We start from the raw sequence: 16,403 nt of genomic DNA, 5'->3' as shown, positions 1-16,403 counted from the left end.
CACGCCACCCCGACGACGAACGGGAGTGGCCGGCAACCCCGCCCCATCGCCATCCACCTCGTGCCTTCCCGCCCCCGGAGGGGCGCTGACCCTCCTGCGCGACGCTCTCCCGCGGCACGACATTGGGCGCTCGGCGCCTCCCTGCACTAAAGTGGTGCACAATGATGGTGCGCCCCTGCTCTGATTCGGCGCCATGCCGTGCCCCATGGGGTGGCGCGCTTCTTGCAACACTTCCGGAAAGTGCCTCGCAAGTGAGGCCACCATCGGATCGGTCAGGACTTCACCATGTACCAACGCTTGATGGAACACCTCACCACGGCGGTGCTGCTGCTCGATGGCGAGCTGCGGCTGCGCTGGATGAATCCGGCCGCCGAGGCGCTGCTGGCGATCAGCCTGAGTCGCCTCAAGGGGTTGCCCCTGCCCTCCCTGGTGGACGGCGGATCGGAGATCGGCGAGCTGCTGGCCAAGGCCCGCGACGAGTTCCACCCCTTCACCCAGCGCGAGGCGCGCCTGACCCTGGTCACCGGCGAGGTGCTGACCGTCGACTACACCGTCTCGCCGCTCTCCGCCGACGAGCTGCTGCTGGAGGTGGAGCCCCGCGACCGGCTGCTGCGCATCTCCCGGGAGGAGGCGCTGCAGACCCGCCAGGAGACCATCAAGGTCCTCGCCCGGGGGCTGGCCCACGAGGTCAAGAATCCCCTTGGCGGCATCCGCGGCGCGGCCCAGCTGCTGGAGCGAGACCTCGACGACCCCGGGCTGAAGGAGTTCACCCGGATCATCATCGAGGAGGTCGACCGGCTGCGCGACCTGGTCGACTCCATGCTGGGCCCCAACCGGATGATTCGCCACGAGCCGCTCAATATCCACAAGGTGCTGGAGCGGGTCCGCTCGCTGCTCATCGTCGAGCAGCCGGGGGTGTGGATCGAGCGCGACTACGACCCCAGCCTGCCGGACCTCTCCGGCGACGAGTCCCAGCTGATCCAGGCCGTGCTCAACGTGGCGCGCAATGCCGTGGAGGCGATGACCGAGGCCGGTGTCGCCTCGCCGCGGCTGACGCTGCGCACCCGCGCCCGCCGCCAGTTCACCCTGGGCGCCGAGCGCCACCGGCTGGTCTGCGAGGTGGCGATCATCGACAACGGCCCGGGCATTCCCGCCTCGCTGCGCGAGACCCTCTTCTACCCGATGGTCTCCGGCCGCGCCGAGGGCAGCGGCCTGGGGCTCTCCATCGCCCAGTCGATCCTGCACCAGCACCAGGGACTGATCGAGTGCGACTCCGAGCCCGGCCATACCCAATTCCGACTGCTGATACCGCTGGAGAAGCGCCATGACTGATGTCGCACGCGTGGTGGTCGTCGACGACGATCGCGCCATTCGCTGGGTGCTGGAGCGTGCCCTGGCCCAGCCCGACCTCGAGGTCGAGACCCTCGACCGGGCCGACCGTGCCCTGGAGCGCCTGCTCGAGGCGCCGCCGGACGTGCTGGTCACCGATATCCGCATGCCGGGGATCGACGGCCTGGACCTGATGGCCAAGGTGCGCGAGGTCCATCCGGAGCTGCCGGTGATCGTGATGACGGCCCATTCCGACCTCGACAGTGCCGTGGCCTCCTACCAGGGTGGCGCCTTCGAGTACCTGCCCAAGCCCTTCGACGTCGACGAGGCCCTGGCCCTGGTGCGTCGCGCCGTGGCCCATGCTCGCGAGCGGCGTCGTCCGGTCAGCGTGCCCGAGGGGCTGGATGCCGAGATCATCGGCGAGGCCCCGGCCATGCAGGAGGTGTTCCGCGCCATCGGTCGGCTGTCGCACTCGCACATCACGGTGCTGATCAACGGCGAGTCGGGGACCGGCAAGGAGCGGGTGGCCCGGGCACTGCACCAGCACAGCCCGCGGGCCGGCAAGCCGTTCATCGCCCTCAACATGGCGGCGATCCCCAAGGATCTGATCGAGTCGGAGCTGTTCGGCCACGAGAAGGGCGCCTTCACCGGTGCGACTGCCCAGCGCCAGGGGCGCTTCGAGCAGGCCGACGGCGGCACCCTGTTCCTCGACGAGATCGGCGACATGCCCGCCGAGACCCAGACCCGCCTGCTGCGGGTGCTGGCCGACGGCGAGTTCTACCGCGTGGGGGGCCACACCTCGGTGAAGGTGGATGTGCGGATCATCGCCGCCACCCACCAGAACCTGGAGACCCTGGTGGAGGACGGGCGCTTCCGCGAGGACCTCTTCCACCGCCTCAATGTGATCCGCGTGCACCTGCCCCGGCTGTCCGAGCGTCGCGAGGACATCCCGCGGCTGGCGCGCCACTTCCTGGCCGAGGCGGCCAAGGAGCTCGCCACCGACGTCAAGGTGCTGACCCCCGAGGCCGAGGCGCACCTCACCCGGCTGCCCTGGCCGGGCAACGTCCGCCAGCTGGAGAACACCTGTCGCTGGCTGACGGTGATGGCCTCCGGCCGCGAGGTGCTCATCGAGGACCTGCCGCAGGAGCTGCGCGAGCCCGGGGCCACCCAGGGCAATGCGGGTGACTGGCGCACCGCCTTCCGCGACTGGGCCGACCGGGCGCTGGCCGCGGGCCACACCCACCTGCTCGAGGAGGCCGTACCGGACTTCGAGCGCATCCTGATCGAGACGGCGCTCAAGCATACCGGAGGGCGCAAGGGCGAAGCCGCCGAGCTGCTGGGCTGGGGGCGCAATACCCTGACGCGTAAGCTGAAGACCCTGCTGCCGGCACTGGCAGATGGAGAGTGAGGAGATGGGGCGCAATACCCGCTCTCTTGAAGGGCAGGTAAGCTGAAGACCCTGCTGCCGGCACTGGCAGATGGAGAGTGAGGAGATGGGGCGCAATACCCGCTCTCTTGAAGGGCAGGTAAGCTGAAGACCCTGCTGCCGGCACTGGCAGATGGAGAGTGAGGAGATGGGGCGCAACACCCGCTCTCTTGAAGGGCAGGTAAGCTGAAGGCCCTGCTGCCGGCACTGGCAGATGGAGAGTGAGGAGATGGGGCGCAACACCCGCTCTCTTGAAGGGCAGGTAAGCTGAAGACCCTGCTGCCGGCACTGGCAGATGGAGAGTCAGGAGATGGGGGCGCAATACCCGCTCTCTTGAAGGGCAGGTAAGCTGAAGGCCCTGCTGCCGGCACTGGCGGATGGAGAGTGAGGAGATGGGGCGCAATACCCGCTCTCTTGAAGGGCAGGTAAGCTGAAGACCCTGCTGCCGGCGCTGGCAGACGGGGAGTAGGCTTGGTTCCAAGCCGCCAAGCCGCCAAGCCGCCAAGCCGCCAAGCCGTAGGGCGTCGCGTTCAATGGCCGGGACGCCCTGCGCGGAAGCATGATTCGAAGCCATCGTGGCCCGCTGCGCAGGGTCAGCGAGCCGTGCCTGCCTAGGACGAAAGGCGCATTGTTGTGCGTGACGGCGCTGCCGTAGCGTCGATGCATAAGCACCCTTTCATCCAGCAGGACGCACCATGCCCGCCTCACCCGAAACGCTTCCGACGCATGTCCAGGTCACCGAGGTGGGCCCGCGCGATGGCCTGCAGAACGAGCCCGTGCTGCTTCCCACCGCGGACAAGGCAGGGCTCGTCAGGGCCCTGGTGGCAGCCGGCGTCAGGCAGTTCGAGCTGACCTCCTTCGTCAGCCCGCGGGCCGTGCCGGCGCTGGCCGATGCCGCTGAGCTGGTGTCGGCCGTGCGCGGTATCCCGGACGTGCACCTCTCCGCGCTGGTCCCCAACATGCGCGGTGCCGAGCGTGCCCTGGAGGCCGGGGTCGACTCGGTCGTGCTGTTCGTCTCTGCCTCCGCGACCCACAACGCCAAGAACGTCAACTGCCGCATCGAGGACTCCCTGGCGGCCTTCGCGCAGGTCGCCCGCCGTCTCGAGGGCAGCGGCATCGAGGTCCGAGGCGCCATCGCCACCGCCTTCGGCTGTCCCTTCGAGGGAGACGTCGACGTCCGCGCGGTGGGGCGTATCGCCCGCCACTTCGCCGACCTTGGCGCGACCCGGCTGTCGCTGGGCGATACCACCGGCATGGCCACCCCGCCGCTGGTCACCGAGCGGGTCCGTCACCTGCGCGAGGTCGTCCCCTCGCTGCCGCCCACCCTGCACTTCCACAATACCCGCGGCATCGGCCTGGCCAACGTCATGCAGGGGCTCTGGCTGGGCGTCGACCGCTACGAGAGTTCCATCGGCGGGCTTGGCGGCTGTCCCTTCGCCCCGGGGGCGTCGGGCAACATCGCCAGCGAGGACCTGGTCTACCTGCTTGACGAGATGGGTATCGAGACCGGCATCGACCTCGAGGGCCTGATCGAGGCCGGCCGGCTGGCCACCCGCCTGATGGGGCGGCCGCTCCCCGCCCAGGTCTCCAGGGCCGGGCCGCGCCTGGCCCTGGGTGACTGCTCCGCCGTTCCCACCGCACGAGGTTGAGGATGTCCGACCACCCATCTCCCGCCGCGGGGTCCCTCGCGGGGATTCGCGTCATCGACCTGACCCGGGTGATCTCCGGCCCCTTCTGCACCCAGATCCTGGGCGACCACGGGGCCGAGGTGATCAAGGTGGAATCCCCGGGACGCGGCGACGTCGTGCGCGCCCAGGGCAACATGGTCAACGGCTTCAGCTGGTACTTCGCCCAGTTCAACCGCAACAAGCGCTCCATGACGCTGGACCTGCGCCAGGAGGCGGGCAAGGCGGTGCTCCACCGCCTGCTCGAGAAGGCCGATGTGCTGGTGGAGAACTTCCGGCCCGGCGTGCTGGCGAAGATGGGCCTCGATGACGAGACCCTGCGGGCCCAGTACCCGCGGCTGGTGGTCGGGCGCATCAACGGCTTCGGTTCCACTGGCCCCTACCGCGACCGCCCCGCCTATGACTTCATTGCCCAGGCCATGAGCGGCTTCATGGGCGTCAACGGCCCGGCCGACGGCGAGCCGATGCGGGCGGCCCCGCCCATCAGCGACATGGTGGCCAGCCAGAACCTGGCGTTCGGCATCTGTGCCGCCCTGGTGCGCCGGGAGCGCAGTGGCCAGGGGGACATCGTCGAGACCGCCCTGACCAACGGCCTGATCGGCATGATGGGTTACCTGGCCGCGGAGTTCTTCGCCACCGACCGCGTGCCCGCGCGCACCGGCAACGACCACCCGATGCTCTATCCCTACGGCCTGTTCCGGGCCAGTGATGGTGAAGTGGCCATCGCCCCCAGCAACGACGCCATGGTGGAGCGCCTGCTCAGGGCCCTGGGGATGCTGCACCTGCTCGACGACGAACGCTTTGTGGACAATGCCCGGCGCATGGCCAACCGGGAGGCGCTGCGCGAGTGCCTGACGGCGGTGACCGAGACGCGCAGCGTCGACGCCTGGATCGACCACCTCAACCGGGCCGGGGTGCCCTGCGGACGCGTCCACGACCTGCGCGAGACCTTTGCGGACCCGCAGGTCCAGGCGCAGCAGATGCGGCTCGAACTCGACCAGGGCGAGCTCGGCCGCATTCCCGTGACCGGCTTTCCTGTGAAGATGCGGGAGGCGCCGGCGGCGGTGCACCATCCCGTGCCCCGACTCGGCGAGCATACCCGCGAGGTCCTGGCGGAGCTCGGCCTCGATGATGGCGAGTTGAAGGCCCTGGAGGCGCAGGGCGTGATTTGAACCTACGCTGCAGAGGGTCGGGCCCGGAGGGGCCCGCGGCCATGACAACAGTCGCTATAACAACAACTGGAGGATCAACGAGATGCCAACCATGAAGCACGCCACTCGGGGGCTTGCCGCCTCGGCCCTGATGGGCCTCGGCCTGGTCACCAGCATGCCTGGCCACGCCCTGCCCATCAGCGAGTGCATCGCCCCGGCGGATCCCGGCGGCGGCTGGGACTTCACCTGCCGCTCGGTGGGCAAGCTGCTGCTCGACCTGGAACTGACGGACGGGCCGGTGCAGGTCACCAACATGCCGGGCGGGGTGGGTGCCGTGGCCTTCGCCAACGTCGAGAGCAACCGCGCCGATGACAGCGACCTGATCGTCGCCACCAGCACCGTGGGGATCACCCAGATCGCCCAGGGCAGGTATCCCGGCGGTGCCGACACCATGCGCTGGCTGGCCATGCTCGGCACCGACGTGGGCGTCATCCTGGTCGACGACGAGAGCGAGTATCAGAGCCTCGAGCAGCTGCTCGAGACCCTGGTCGAGGATCCGGGGTCTCTGGCCATGGCTGGCTCCAGCGGGGCCGGTGGCTGGGACCATATCCGCGCGCTGATGTTGGCCAAGGAGGCCGGCATGCCGGATGACCAGATCGGCAGCCTGCGCTGGGTGCAGTTCGACGGGGGCGGGCCCGCCGTGACCCAGATGATGGGCGGCCATGTGGATGTGGTCTCCACCGACCTGGGGGAGATCGCCGGCTTCATCGAGTCGGGGGACGTGCGCGTGCTGGCGGTGCTCTCCGAGGAGCCGCTGCCCGAGCCCTTCGCCGAGCTTCCCACCGCCGCCTCCCAGGGCTATGACGTGGCGGGCTACAACTGGCGTGGCTTCTACACCGGCGGCGAGGTCTCCGACGCGGACTACGCCGCCCTGGTGGAGGACCTCCAGGCGCTCTACGACAGCGACGAGTGGAAGGAGGTCGCCCAGCAGAACGGCCTGGTCCCGCTGTGGCGCGGCGGTGACGAGTTCGATGCCTTCGTCCGCGACTCCATCGACGAGGTGGAGGCCATATCCCGGGAGATCGGGGTCATCGAGTGAGTGATCCCCTCCACGGCGATGCCGGGCGGGTGCCCGGCGTCATCGGCGACCGCATCGCCGGGGCCCTGCTGCTGGTGCTGGCGGTGGGGGCCTGGTGGCTCTCCCACGACCTGGAGTCGGGCTTCATGCAACCCATCGGGCCGGGCGAATACCCGCGCCTGATCAGCCTGCCCCTGGCGGGGCTGTCGCTGCTGCTGATCCTGCGTCCCGGCGTCAACCAGCGCTGGCCGGGTCGCGCCGCCCTGCTGCGCCAGGCGCTGACCCTGCTGGTGCTGGCGAGCTTTGCCGGCCTGGTCAAGCCGCTCGGCTTCCTGCCGGCCTCCCTGGTGGCGGTGGTACTGCTGGTCCGCCTGTTCGGAGCCGCCTGGAAGCCCGCCCTGGTCAGCGGCGCCGTGCTCGCCCTGGCCCTCTACGCGCTCTTCGAATTCGCCCTCGGTATTCCGCTTCCCGACATGCCGGGCCTGGACTGGTAACACCGCGACATGGATATCCTCGCCTTCCTCGCCCAGGGCTTTGCCGTGGCCCTGGAGCCCCAGAACCTCTTCCTCGCCTTCATCGGCTGTGTCATCGGCACCCTGATCGGCGCGCTGCCCGGCCTGGGGCCGGTCAACGGCGTGGCGCTGATGATCCCGCTCTCCTTCAACTTCGGCCTGCCGGCCACGGGGGCGCTGATCCTGCTGGTCAGCGTCTACTACGGCTGCATGTATGGCGGACGCATCAGCTCCATCGTCCTCAATATCCCCGGCGACGAGCCGGCCATGATGACCACCCTGGACGGCTATCCCATGGCGCTGCAGGGGCGGGGCGGCGAGGCGCTGGGACTCTCCGCGGTGGCCTCCTTCGTCGGCGCCGCGGTGGCCACCCTGGGGCTGGCGCTGTTCGCCCCCCTGCTGGTCCAGTTTGCCATCCGCTTCGGCCCGGCGGAGTACTTCGCGCTGTTCGTGCTGGCCTTCGCCACCATCGGCGGGGTCACCGGCGGCAGCCTGGTCAAGAGCTTCATCGCGGCCTTCCTGGGGCTGCTGCTGGGCAGCGTCGGCATCGATGCGGTGAGCGGGGTGCCGCGCTACACCTTCGGGCTCTACGAGCTCTACGACGGCATCGACTTCATCGTCGCCCTGGTGGGGCTGTTCGCCATCTCGGAGTGCCTGATCTACCTGGAGGACATCCGCGGCACCAGCCGCCCGACCCTGAGGCTCGGCTCGGCGATGCCCGGAGTGCGCTCCGCCGGCCGCTGCGCGCCGACCATCGCCCGCGGCTCGCTGATCGGCTTCGTGGCCGGGGTGCTGCCCGGGGCGGGTGCGGCGCTGGGCAGCTTCCTCGCCTACATGCTCGAGAAGCGCTGGGTCGGGCGCGGCGGTCGCTTCGGCGAGGGGGATCCGCGCGGCGTGGCGGCGCCCGAGGCGGGCAACAACGCCGCCGCCGGCGGGGCGCTGATTCCCATGCTGTCGCTGGGCATACCCGGCAGCGGCACCACGGCGATCCTGCTGGCGCTGCTGCTGTCGATGAACATCACCCCGGGGCCGCTGCTCTTCGAACAGCAGCCGGAGATGGTGTGGGGGCTGGTGGCGGCGCTGGTGATCGGCAACTTCGTGCTGCTGGTGCTCAACGTGCCGCTGGTGAGCCTGTTTGCCAGGGTGCTGCTGGCGCCGGGCTGGTTCCTGATGCCGATGGTGGTGATGGTGGCCTTCGTCGGCGTCTACTCGCTCAACAACAGCGCCTTCGACCTCTACATGATGCTGGGCTTCGGGGTGCTGGGCTATGCGCTGCGCAAGCTGGAGATCCCCACGGTGCCGGTGGTGCTGGGCCTGCTGCTGGGCGGACAGATGGAGTTCAACCTGCGCCGCGCCATGGCAATCTCGGGCGGGGAGTGGAGCATCCTGTGGAGCAGCGGCATCTCGGTGGGCATCTACCTCTTCGCCGTCACCCTGATCGTCGCCGGCCTGGTCTACTCCTGGCTGGTCAGGGGCCGCCTCGCCTAGGCTTTCCGGGCTGGGCGCCGGCGCCCGGGGCTGCCAGAATGGTCCATCCAAGGAGAGAACGCCCATGACGCAGATGAGCTGGGAGCGGCTGCTCGACCCGGGGCGCCTGCACGACCGGCGCGGCGAGCGCCCCGGCGGCGGCCGCGACGAGATCGGCCGCAGCCCCTTCCACAAGGACCACGACCGCATCGTCTTCGCCGGTTCCTTCCGGCGCCTGGGGCGCAAGACCCAGGTCCACCCGCTGACCGACAACGACCATATCCACACCCGCCTGACCCACTCCCTGGAGGTGGGCTGCGTGGGACGCTCGCTGGGGATGATCGTCGGCGAGCGGCTCAGCGGCCGCCTGCCCGACTGGATCACCCCGGCGGACCTGGGGGTGATCGTCCAGGCGGCCTGCCTGGGCCACGACATCGGCAACCCGCCCTTCGGCCATGCCGGCGAGTACGCCATCCGCGACTGGTTCGCCCGGGCCGCGGCCGATGGCAGCGGCCTGCTGGAGGGGCTCTCGGCCCCCGAGCGCCAGGACCTGCTCACCTACGAGGGCAACGCCCAGGGCTTTCGCATCGTCACCCAGGTGGAGTACAACCAGTTCCGCGGCGGCATGCGCCTGACCACGGCGACGCTCGGCACCCTGCTCAAGTACCCCTGGACCGTGGAGCACGGCGGGGCGGCCGGCAAGTTCGGCTGCTACCAGAGCGAGCGCGAGTTGCTGGCCGAGGTGGCCGAGCGGCTGGGCCTGCTGCCCCGCGGCGAGGGGCGTTGGTGCCGCCACCCGCTGGCCTGGCTGGTGGAGGCCGCCGACGACATCTGCTACGCGCTGCTCGACCTGGAGGATGGCCTGGAGATGGGCATCCTGCGCTATGAGGAGGTGGCCGGGATCCTGATCCAGATCGCCGGCGGCGAGCCCGCCGACTATGCCGCCATGCAGCGCCACGGAGTCTCCCAGCGGCGGCGCATCGCCGCGCTGCGCGGGGCGGCCATGGAGCGGGCGGTGAACGACGTGGGGGCGGTGTTCGTGCAGCACGAGGCCGAGCTGCTGGGCGGGCGCCTCAAGGATGACCTGCTGGAACTCTGCCATCCAGATCTGGGCTGGGGCGTGAAGGCGGCCAAGCAGCTGGCCCGGGAGCGGATCTTCCAGAACGAGCGCAAGGCCAAGCTGGAGATCGGCGCCTACACGACGCTGGGGATCCTGCTCGAGGCCTTTATCGGGGCGGCCCACGAGCTGCACCACCATGGGCGCTCCACCTTCAAGCACCAGCGCGTGCTGGCGCTGATCGGCGAGAACACGCCGCGCCCCTCCTGGAGCCTCTACGACAGCTACCGGCGGATGCTCGACTTCATCGGCGGCATGACCGACCACTATGCCGTGGACCTCGCCCAGGAAATGGGCGGCCGGCTGCGGGGGGATTGAGCATGCGCGCCTGGTGCCGGCCGCTGCTGGGCCTGGCGGCGGCCCTGCTGGCCAGCCTCGCGCTGGCACAGGAACCCTTCGAGGGGCTGCCGGGCGAGGGCTTCGACCACTACACCCTGGCGCTGACCTGGCACCCCGGCTTCTGCGCGAGCCGCTCGCGGCCGCCCCGGGAGTGCCGTGAACCGGAGCTGCGCGAGGGGGCCGAGCGGGGCTTCGTGCTGCATGGCCTCTGGCCCTCGCTGCCCGAGCGCTTCACCGCGCGTGGCGTCGACCGGCGCCGCTGGTGGCGCGAGGGCTGTTTCCTCGAGACGCCGCGGCCCGCCGGCAGCTTCTGCCGCGCCCATCCGCCCCTCGACCTGCCGGCGGCGCTGGGGGAGGCGCTGGACGCCGCCATGCCGGGGCGCGCCAGCTGCCTGGACCGCTACCAGTATGCCAAGCACGCCGCCTGCCTGGCGCTGCCCGAGGCGCGGTACTTCTCGGCCTCGGTGGCGCTGCTGGAGAGGGTCAACGCCAGTGCCTTCGCGGCCTTCGTGACCCTCAACCAGGGCGGCGAGGTGGGGCGCAATGCGCTGATCAATGCCTTCGAGGCGGCCTTCGGCGAGGACACGGGACGTGCACTGCGCCTGGAGTGCCGCGGGCGCGGCAATCGCCTGCTCACCGAGGTGCGCATCGGCATCGATGCCGCTCGCCTGGCGGCGTTCCCGGCGGCCGAGAGCCTGGTGCGCCAGGATCGCGGCCGCTGCGCGACCCGGGTGCGCATCGCCACCTTCGACTGATCAGACCGAGGGGCCCTCGAGGGGCGGCAGGTCCAGCAGGCTGGCGCGATGACGCAGGGCCGTGATCACGGCATCGTGGGTGGCGTCGTCGACCTCGCCCAGCCGGGTCGCGGTGAGCCGCCTGGCCAGGTCGCCGCCACCCACCACCAGCAGGTCGTCCGGCGCCTGGCTGGCGTCGATCTCCCAGCCCGGCAGGGCCAGCACGCCCTTGACCGGCACCGGGCCGCCGACCTGGTGCTCGAGCCAGCCGGTCAGCCAGCGCGTGGCCTGGCGGGTCTTGCGCAGCGGCCGTCGCTCGCTCCAGCCCGGGAAGCGCAGGCGGTCCGGCTCCACGGCGACCAGGTTGACCTCGCGGCCGCCGGGGGTGATGGCGGGGGTGCGGGCGCGGGTCTCGACCACGAAGATGCCGTGGGGGGTGACCGCCACATGGTCGATGGTGTAGCCATCGCCGGGCACGTCGTGGAAGACGTAGTAGGGGTGCGCCTCGGGGCGGATCAGCCGCTCGAGCTCCTGGCCCACGGCGAGTTCGCAGGCCAGTCCCAGCTTGAGCCGGCGGATGCGCTGGAAGTCGCGGATCAGCAGGAAGCAGAACACCAGCGCCAGCAGGGTGCAGAGCGCGCCGTAGAGCGCCCACTCGATCCAGTCCTGCTCGCTGGAGAAGAGCATGCGGCCCATGCCGTAGACCAGCGGCGCCAGGGTGACGATGGGGCCCAGGGCGCCGTCGAGGAAGAGGCCGGCGAAGGCGCGGTCGAGGCGGTCGCGCAGGGCCTGGCCCGGCTCGCGCAGCGGGTGGGCGTCGAAGGGCGAGCGTACCCGGGCATCGTGCAGGTTGCGCAGCGCCACCACGATCAGCGCGGTGGCCGCCAGCGGGAACAGGAAGATCAGCGGGAGCAGGTATTCCAGCCAGGCCATCGGGATTCCTTGCCCTGAGGGGGAGCGCCCATTCTAGACAACCTCCCCCTCGCGGGGCCATGCTCTTTCGGCGTGGCAGGCGAGGGACGAACGATGAGGCGTGAGGAGGCAGGCGTGAGACAGGCGACGACAGCGACACCGGCCCATGACCTCGAGGCACTCGCCGCCTTCGTCGCGCGGTACCCGCGCCTGGCGGTGCTCACCGGGGCCGGCATCAGCACCGCCAGCGGCATTCCCGACTACCGCGACGACCGCGGCGACTGGAAGCGCCCGCCGCCGATGCAGCACCAGGTGTTCATGGCCAGCCATGCGGCGCGCCAGCGTTACTGGGCACGGGCCCTGGTGGGCTTTCGCACCCTGCAGGAGGCCAGGCCCAATGCGGCCCATGAGGCCCTGGCGCGGCTCGAGGCGCTGGGCCACGTGAACGGCGTGATCACCCAGAACGTCGATGGCCTGCACCAGCGGGCCGGCTCGCGGCGGGTGATCGACCTCCACGGCCGCGCCGACATGGTGCGCTGCATGGGCTGCGGTGCCCGGCGCATGCGCCATGACCTGCATGCCGAGCTGGCCGCCCGCAACCCGCACTGGCGGGAGGCTGGCGCCCGGGCGGGCCCGGACGGCGACGCCGACCTGGAGGCCGACTTCTCGGCATTCCAGGTGCCCGGGTGCACGCGCTGCGGCGACGGTATCTGGAAACCCGACGTGGTGTTTTTCGGCGACAGCGTGCCGCGCGCCACCGTGGAGGCCGCCTTCGCCCTGCAGGCCGAGAGCGATGCGCTGCTGGTGGTGGGCTCGTCGCTGATGGTCTTCTCGGGCTTCCGCTTCGCCCGGGCGGCGGCCCGGGAGGGCCAGCCCATCGCCTGTCTCAACCTCGGCCGCACCCGGGCCGATGCGCTCTATGCGCTCAAGGTCCAGGCCCCGGCCGCGGCCCTGGGTGCCCTGTGCGGGATGCTGGAAGGCGGCCCACCCCGGGGGCTCAGCCGCCGGCCAGCCTGACCCGGTAGCCGCGCTTCTCGAGCTCGTCCTTGAGCAGCTCGCGGTGGTCGCCCTGGATCTCGACGACGCCCTCCTTGACCGCCCCGCCGGTGCCGCAGCGCTTCTTGAGCGCCTTGGCCAGGGCCTTGAGCTCGCCGGCAGGCAGCGGGATGCCCTCGAGGGTGGTCACGCCCTTGCCCTTGCGGCCGCTGGTCTCGCGGCGTATGCGCACGATGCCGTCCAGCTCGGCCAGGCGGGCCCGTTCGGCCTGATCGGCACACTCGCACTCGGCCAGGGGCCGCCGGCAGTCCGGGCAGGTATCGCCATGTTCGGTGGAGTAGACCAGGCCGCCGAGCTGGTCCTTCAGGGATGCCATGTGGAGCTCCTCGCGTTCGAGAGTGTCCGGGCGATGATAGCCCTGCCGCTGGGGGGCTGCATCCGTGGAAGAACCTGTCCACAGGAGGCTGGCGGGAAGGGGGTGTGGATATCAGGCGTGGGCGGCCAGGGCACGGCCAGTCTCCAGGTGGCCGATCACCGTGGGCAGCTGGAACATGTTGCTGATCATGATGGCCCCCGCTGGCGTCTCCTCGACGTCGGGAAAGCGGTTGAGGTGGATCACCGTCATGCCGGCGGCCAGGGCGCCCCTGACGCCCACCAGGGCATCGTCGATGACCACGCACTCCTCGGGCGCGAAGCCCATCAGGCTGGCGGCATGACGGAACAGGCAGGGGTCCGGTTTCCAGCAGTTGGCCGTGTAGGCGCTGAACAGGCGATTGCCGAACACCTCGGCGAGCCCGGTGGCCGCAAGCGAGGTGCGGATCTTGTTCTCCGGGCCGTTGGAGACCACTCCCATGGGATGGCCAGCGAGGTCGGCCAGGGCCTCGGTGGCGCCCGCGATCGCGATCAGTTCGCTGGCCAGGCGCCGGTTGAGGTTGGCGCGCATGCGGCACTCGAGGGTATCGAGACGCGCCGGATCCACGCTGCCGTGGCGGCGCTCCAGTTCGGCGACGATGTGGCGAAAGCGGGCCCCGCGGAACTCTCCCATGTAGTCGCTGGCCTGGAAGGGCAGGCCGGCGTCGGTCAGGCTGGACGACATCTCGTCGGCGAGCAGCGGCTCACTGTCGACCAGGGTGCCGTCGCAATCGAAGAGCAGGCAGAGGGGGCGTGCCATCACCGGGCCTCACGATGAATCAGAACGTTATAAGCTCATTGTTACAGATGTCGGGTCTTCCTGCCCAATATTAAAGCCCAGTTTCCCTATTTTGTGAACAGTGTTCTTGAATGTCGGGACACTGCTGGCGTCACCGCTCCATGCCAGCGTGGCGGTGATCGTCGCTCCCTGGCGGCATTCGCGGCCACCGGGGCTCATGCCTATACTGACGGCGCGTCCCGGCCAGGAGCAGGTCCATGAACCTAGAGCGCGTCGTATTCGGTTTTTTCATCATTCTCACCCTGAGCCTGAATGCCGCGTTCGTTCTGGGTAGCATCGAGACGGCCGCCCATCACAATGTGTGGATTCTCACCTTGACCATCATCGTCAACCTGGTCGCCATCGGCCTCAAGCTGGGGGATCGCTCCCAGACCGGGGCGTTGCTGTTGGCATCCGGACTGGTGGCCGGCTTCCTGCTGATCACCGCGCGCGTCGTCTGGATCGTCGCGGAGCCCGGTGGCGGAGACGCAACGGCACCTGACGACATGGCCGATATCGTCTCGATTGCCACAGGCGCGCTGGTCGCGAACATCGTTGCGACGGTGATCCTGGTCGGCGATACGCTGCTTGCTCGGCGCTAGCAGGGTGCGCGGGTCGGTTCAGTCGCAGCTGGGGTCCGGCACAGGCACAGGGGGGATGAACGCGTGACGCCGACCTCCGATCTCGACCGCGTGGCAATGATCGTCCTGCGCTATATGCGTCGGCCGCTGTTTGCTCTGCTGTTCGTCTATTCGGTGGGCATCATCGGCATGGCCTTGATGCCGGGCCAGGTCGTCGATGGTGAGACGACCCACATGAACCTCTTCCATGCCTTCTATTTCTTCACCTATACGGCGACCACCACCGGATTCGGCGAATTGCCGAACGGCTTCAGCGAGGAGCAGCGCCTGTGGACGATCCTCTGCCTCTATACCGGCGTCATTGCGTGGTTCTATGCGATCGGCTCCCTGATCCATCTGGTCCAGAATCCGTACTTCATCCAGGCCATGGATGGCTTTCGTTTTGCCCGCAAGGTCGAACGCAACGAGGAGCCTTTCATCATTCTCTGTGGCTTCGGTGATGCCGGCAGCCTGCTCGCCCGGGGCCTGAGTGACCACCGTATGCGGGCGGTGATCCTCGATGCCGACCCGGAGCGCATCAAGGCGCTGGCCGTGCGTGACTACACGGTGCCGATGCCGGGACTTCACGCCGATGCCAGCGCGCCGAAATACCTGTTGGCTGCGGGGGTAGAGCACCCTGCTTGCCAGGCGCTGGTGGCGCTGACCAACAATAACGACGTCAACCTCAAGATCGCGGTGATGGCACGGCACCTCAACCCGGGGCTTCGCGTCGTATGTCGTTCGACCTCTGCCCGCCATGAGGCCAATCTGCGGGCGCTGGACAATGTCACGGTCGTCGACCCGTTCGAGATCTTCGCCCAGCTCCTCTACTGGGCGATTGCACGCCCCGAACTGCACAACCTCAATGCCTGGTTCGTGGGCGCACGGGGCGTCGCACTCGGGGCCCCCTTGAAGGCCCCGCGGGGCAACTGGATTCTGTGCGGATACGGACGAATGGGGTACTGGGTTCATCGCTATCTCGGCGCCCATGGCGTCGGCTTGCGTATCATCGATCCCGACGTGGACGCCCAGGGGGATGGAGAGGATACGGTTCTGGTCCGGGCGCACGCCGATCATGCGGCCCTGGTGACCGCGGGGATTGACGACGCGGCCGGGATCGTCGTCGCGACGGATTGCGATGCCGACAATCTCAGTACGCTGTTGTCCGTGACGGAGCTCAATCCGGCGGTGTTTCGCATCGTCCGCCAGAACAGCCATGAGAACCAGGTCGCGTTCGATGCCGCGCGGGCTGACCTGGTCCTGCAGCCCAGCCTGACCACGGCGCGTCGTATCCTGAAGCTGCTGATCTCGCCCCTGGTCCAGGAGCTGATCGACTGGCTCGCGGAGCGCGAGCCGTCCCGGACGGAAGCCGTGGTGGCCCGTCTGCAGGCGACCGTGGGCGAGGAACCTCCCCACCTGTGGTCGGTGAGGCTGATTCCGGGGGAGGCCCCGGCCGTGACCCGATATCTCGACAGCGACGGCGTGATTACGCTTGGTGCGCTGTGCCGCGATGCCCGCGCCTTCCCTGATACGCTGCCGTGTGAAGCCCTCGCCGTTCGCCGGGACGGCCGGTCGATCATGTTGCCGGAGAGGGATTTTCCGCTCGAGGGCGGCGACGAGCTGCTGTTCTGCGGCGTGGACTGGGTGAAGCCGATACTGCAAGCGACACTGCATAATCCCTACACGCTTCGCTATGTCATCACGGGAGTCGATGCGCCGCGCGGTTACCTGTTCGCATGGCTCGAGGCGAGGTCATGGCGTCGTCGCAGCGATCACAGGCTGACCGGTCGGCGGTGACGTTCCAGGTCATGAGGGTGCGTGGTGCGGCGGCCATGGTCGGCCAAGGCC

At 69.4% G+C, this 16,403-nt stretch carries 15 protein-coding genes; 12 read left to right on the top strand and 3 right to left on the bottom strand.

From position 1 onward, the window contains the following. The first annotated feature begins 285 nt into the window (after positions 1-285). From glnL to P8934_RS17195, 9 genes are all read left to right on the top strand, one after another. Complete coding sequence (glnL, locus tag P8934_RS17235) at positions 286-1,332, top strand: nitrogen regulation protein NR(II) (RefSeq protein ID WP_278032078.1); 1,047 nt, start codon at positions 286-288, stop codon at positions 1,330-1,332. Beyond that, positions 1,325-2,737: a nitrogen regulation protein NR(I) gene (glnG, locus tag P8934_RS17230; protein ID WP_278032077.1), complete on the top strand. Its 1,413-nt coding sequence runs from the start codon at positions 1,325-1,327 to the stop codon at positions 2,735-2,737. The genes glnL and glnG overlap by 8 nt, the downstream gene beginning before the upstream one ends. 713 nt (positions 2,738-3,450) lie before the next feature. Next, positions 3,451-4,404, top strand: a complete 954-nt coding sequence (locus tag P8934_RS17225; protein WP_278032076.1) for a hydroxymethylglutaryl-CoA lyase — start codon at positions 3,451-3,453, stop codon at positions 4,402-4,404. Between the two features lie 2 nt (positions 4,405-4,406). Then, positions 4,407-5,612, top strand: a complete 1,206-nt coding sequence (locus tag P8934_RS17220) for a CoA transferase (RefSeq protein ID WP_278032075.1) — start codon at positions 4,407-4,409, stop codon at positions 5,610-5,612. Positions 5,613-5,703: 91 nt separating this feature from the next. Further along, positions 5,704-6,690, top strand: coding sequence for a tripartite tricarboxylate transporter substrate-binding protein (locus tag P8934_RS17215; protein ID WP_278032074.1), 987 nt, complete (start codon positions 5,704-5,706; stop codon positions 6,688-6,690). Next, positions 6,687-7,163, top strand: coding sequence for a tripartite tricarboxylate transporter TctB family protein (locus P8934_RS17210; RefSeq protein WP_278032073.1), 477 nt, complete (start codon positions 6,687-6,689; stop codon positions 7,161-7,163). Before P8934_RS17215 ends, P8934_RS17210 begins: the two co-directional genes overlap by 4 nt. A 9-nt stretch (positions 7,164-7,172) precedes the next feature. Then, positions 7,173-8,669, top strand: coding sequence for a tripartite tricarboxylate transporter permease (locus P8934_RS17205; protein WP_278032072.1), 1,497 nt, complete (start codon positions 7,173-7,175; stop codon positions 8,667-8,669). 64 nt (positions 8,670-8,733) lie between these two features. Further along, positions 8,734-10,083, top strand: coding sequence for a deoxyguanosinetriphosphate triphosphohydrolase (locus tag P8934_RS17200; protein WP_278032071.1), 1,350 nt, complete (start codon positions 8,734-8,736; stop codon positions 10,081-10,083). 2 nt (positions 10,084-10,085) lie between these two features. Beyond that, the gene (locus tag P8934_RS17195) at positions 10,086-10,859 is read left to right on the top strand and encodes a ribonuclease I (RefSeq protein ID WP_278032070.1); all 774 of its coding nucleotides are present in this window, start codon (positions 10,086-10,088) and stop codon (positions 10,857-10,859) included. Here the strand turns inward: P8934_RS17195 and P8934_RS17190 are convergent, their stop codons facing one another. After that, positions 10,860-11,771: a nuclease-related domain-containing protein gene (locus P8934_RS17190; protein WP_278032069.1), complete on the bottom strand. Its 912-nt coding sequence runs from the start codon at positions 11,769-11,771 to the stop codon at positions 10,860-10,862. A gap of 114 nt (positions 11,772-11,885) precedes the next feature. On the opposite strand from P8934_RS17190, the gene P8934_RS17185 reads away from it, so the two are divergent. Continuing rightward, on the top strand, positions 11,886-12,767 hold the full coding sequence (locus tag P8934_RS17185) for an NAD-dependent protein deacetylase (RefSeq protein WP_278032068.1): 882 nt from the start codon (positions 11,886-11,888) through the stop codon (positions 12,765-12,767). On the opposite strand, the gene P8934_RS17180 is transcribed toward P8934_RS17185, so the two are convergent. Both P8934_RS17180 and P8934_RS17175 read right to left on the bottom strand, forming a co-directional pair. After that, complete coding sequence (locus tag P8934_RS17180; protein ID WP_278032067.1) at positions 12,748-13,122, bottom strand: translation initiation factor Sui1; 375 nt, start codon at positions 13,120-13,122, stop codon at positions 12,748-12,750. The genes P8934_RS17185 and P8934_RS17180 overlap by 20 nt on opposite strands. A gap of 111 nt (positions 13,123-13,233) precedes the next feature. Then, the gene (locus P8934_RS17175; RefSeq protein WP_278032066.1) at positions 13,234-13,917 is read right to left on the bottom strand and encodes an HAD-IA family hydrolase; all 684 of its coding nucleotides are present in this window, start codon (positions 13,915-13,917) and stop codon (positions 13,234-13,236) included. Positions 13,918-14,153: 236 nt separating this feature from the next. Between P8934_RS17175 and P8934_RS17170 the strand changes: the two genes are divergently transcribed. Continuing rightward, the gene (locus tag P8934_RS17170) at positions 14,154-14,537 is read left to right on the top strand and encodes a DUF6394 family protein (RefSeq protein WP_133634671.1); all 384 of its coding nucleotides are present in this window, start codon (positions 14,154-14,156) and stop codon (positions 14,535-14,537) included. 63 nt (positions 14,538-14,600) lie between these two features. Next, a complete protein-coding gene (locus P8934_RS17165) occupies positions 14,601-16,352 on the top strand; it encodes an NAD-binding protein (RefSeq protein WP_278032065.1) in 1,752 nt (583 codons plus the stop codon). Positions 16,353-16,403: the final 51 nt, after the last annotated feature.

It is taken from the genome of Halomonas sp. CKK8, assembly GCF_029625235.1.
Taxonomy (GTDB): Bacteria; Pseudomonadota; Gammaproteobacteria; order Pseudomonadales; family Halomonadaceae; genus Halomonas; species Halomonas ventosae.
The sequence above is the reverse complement of the archived record's forward strand: the minus strand, read 5'-3'. Positions and strand labels throughout refer to the sequence as shown.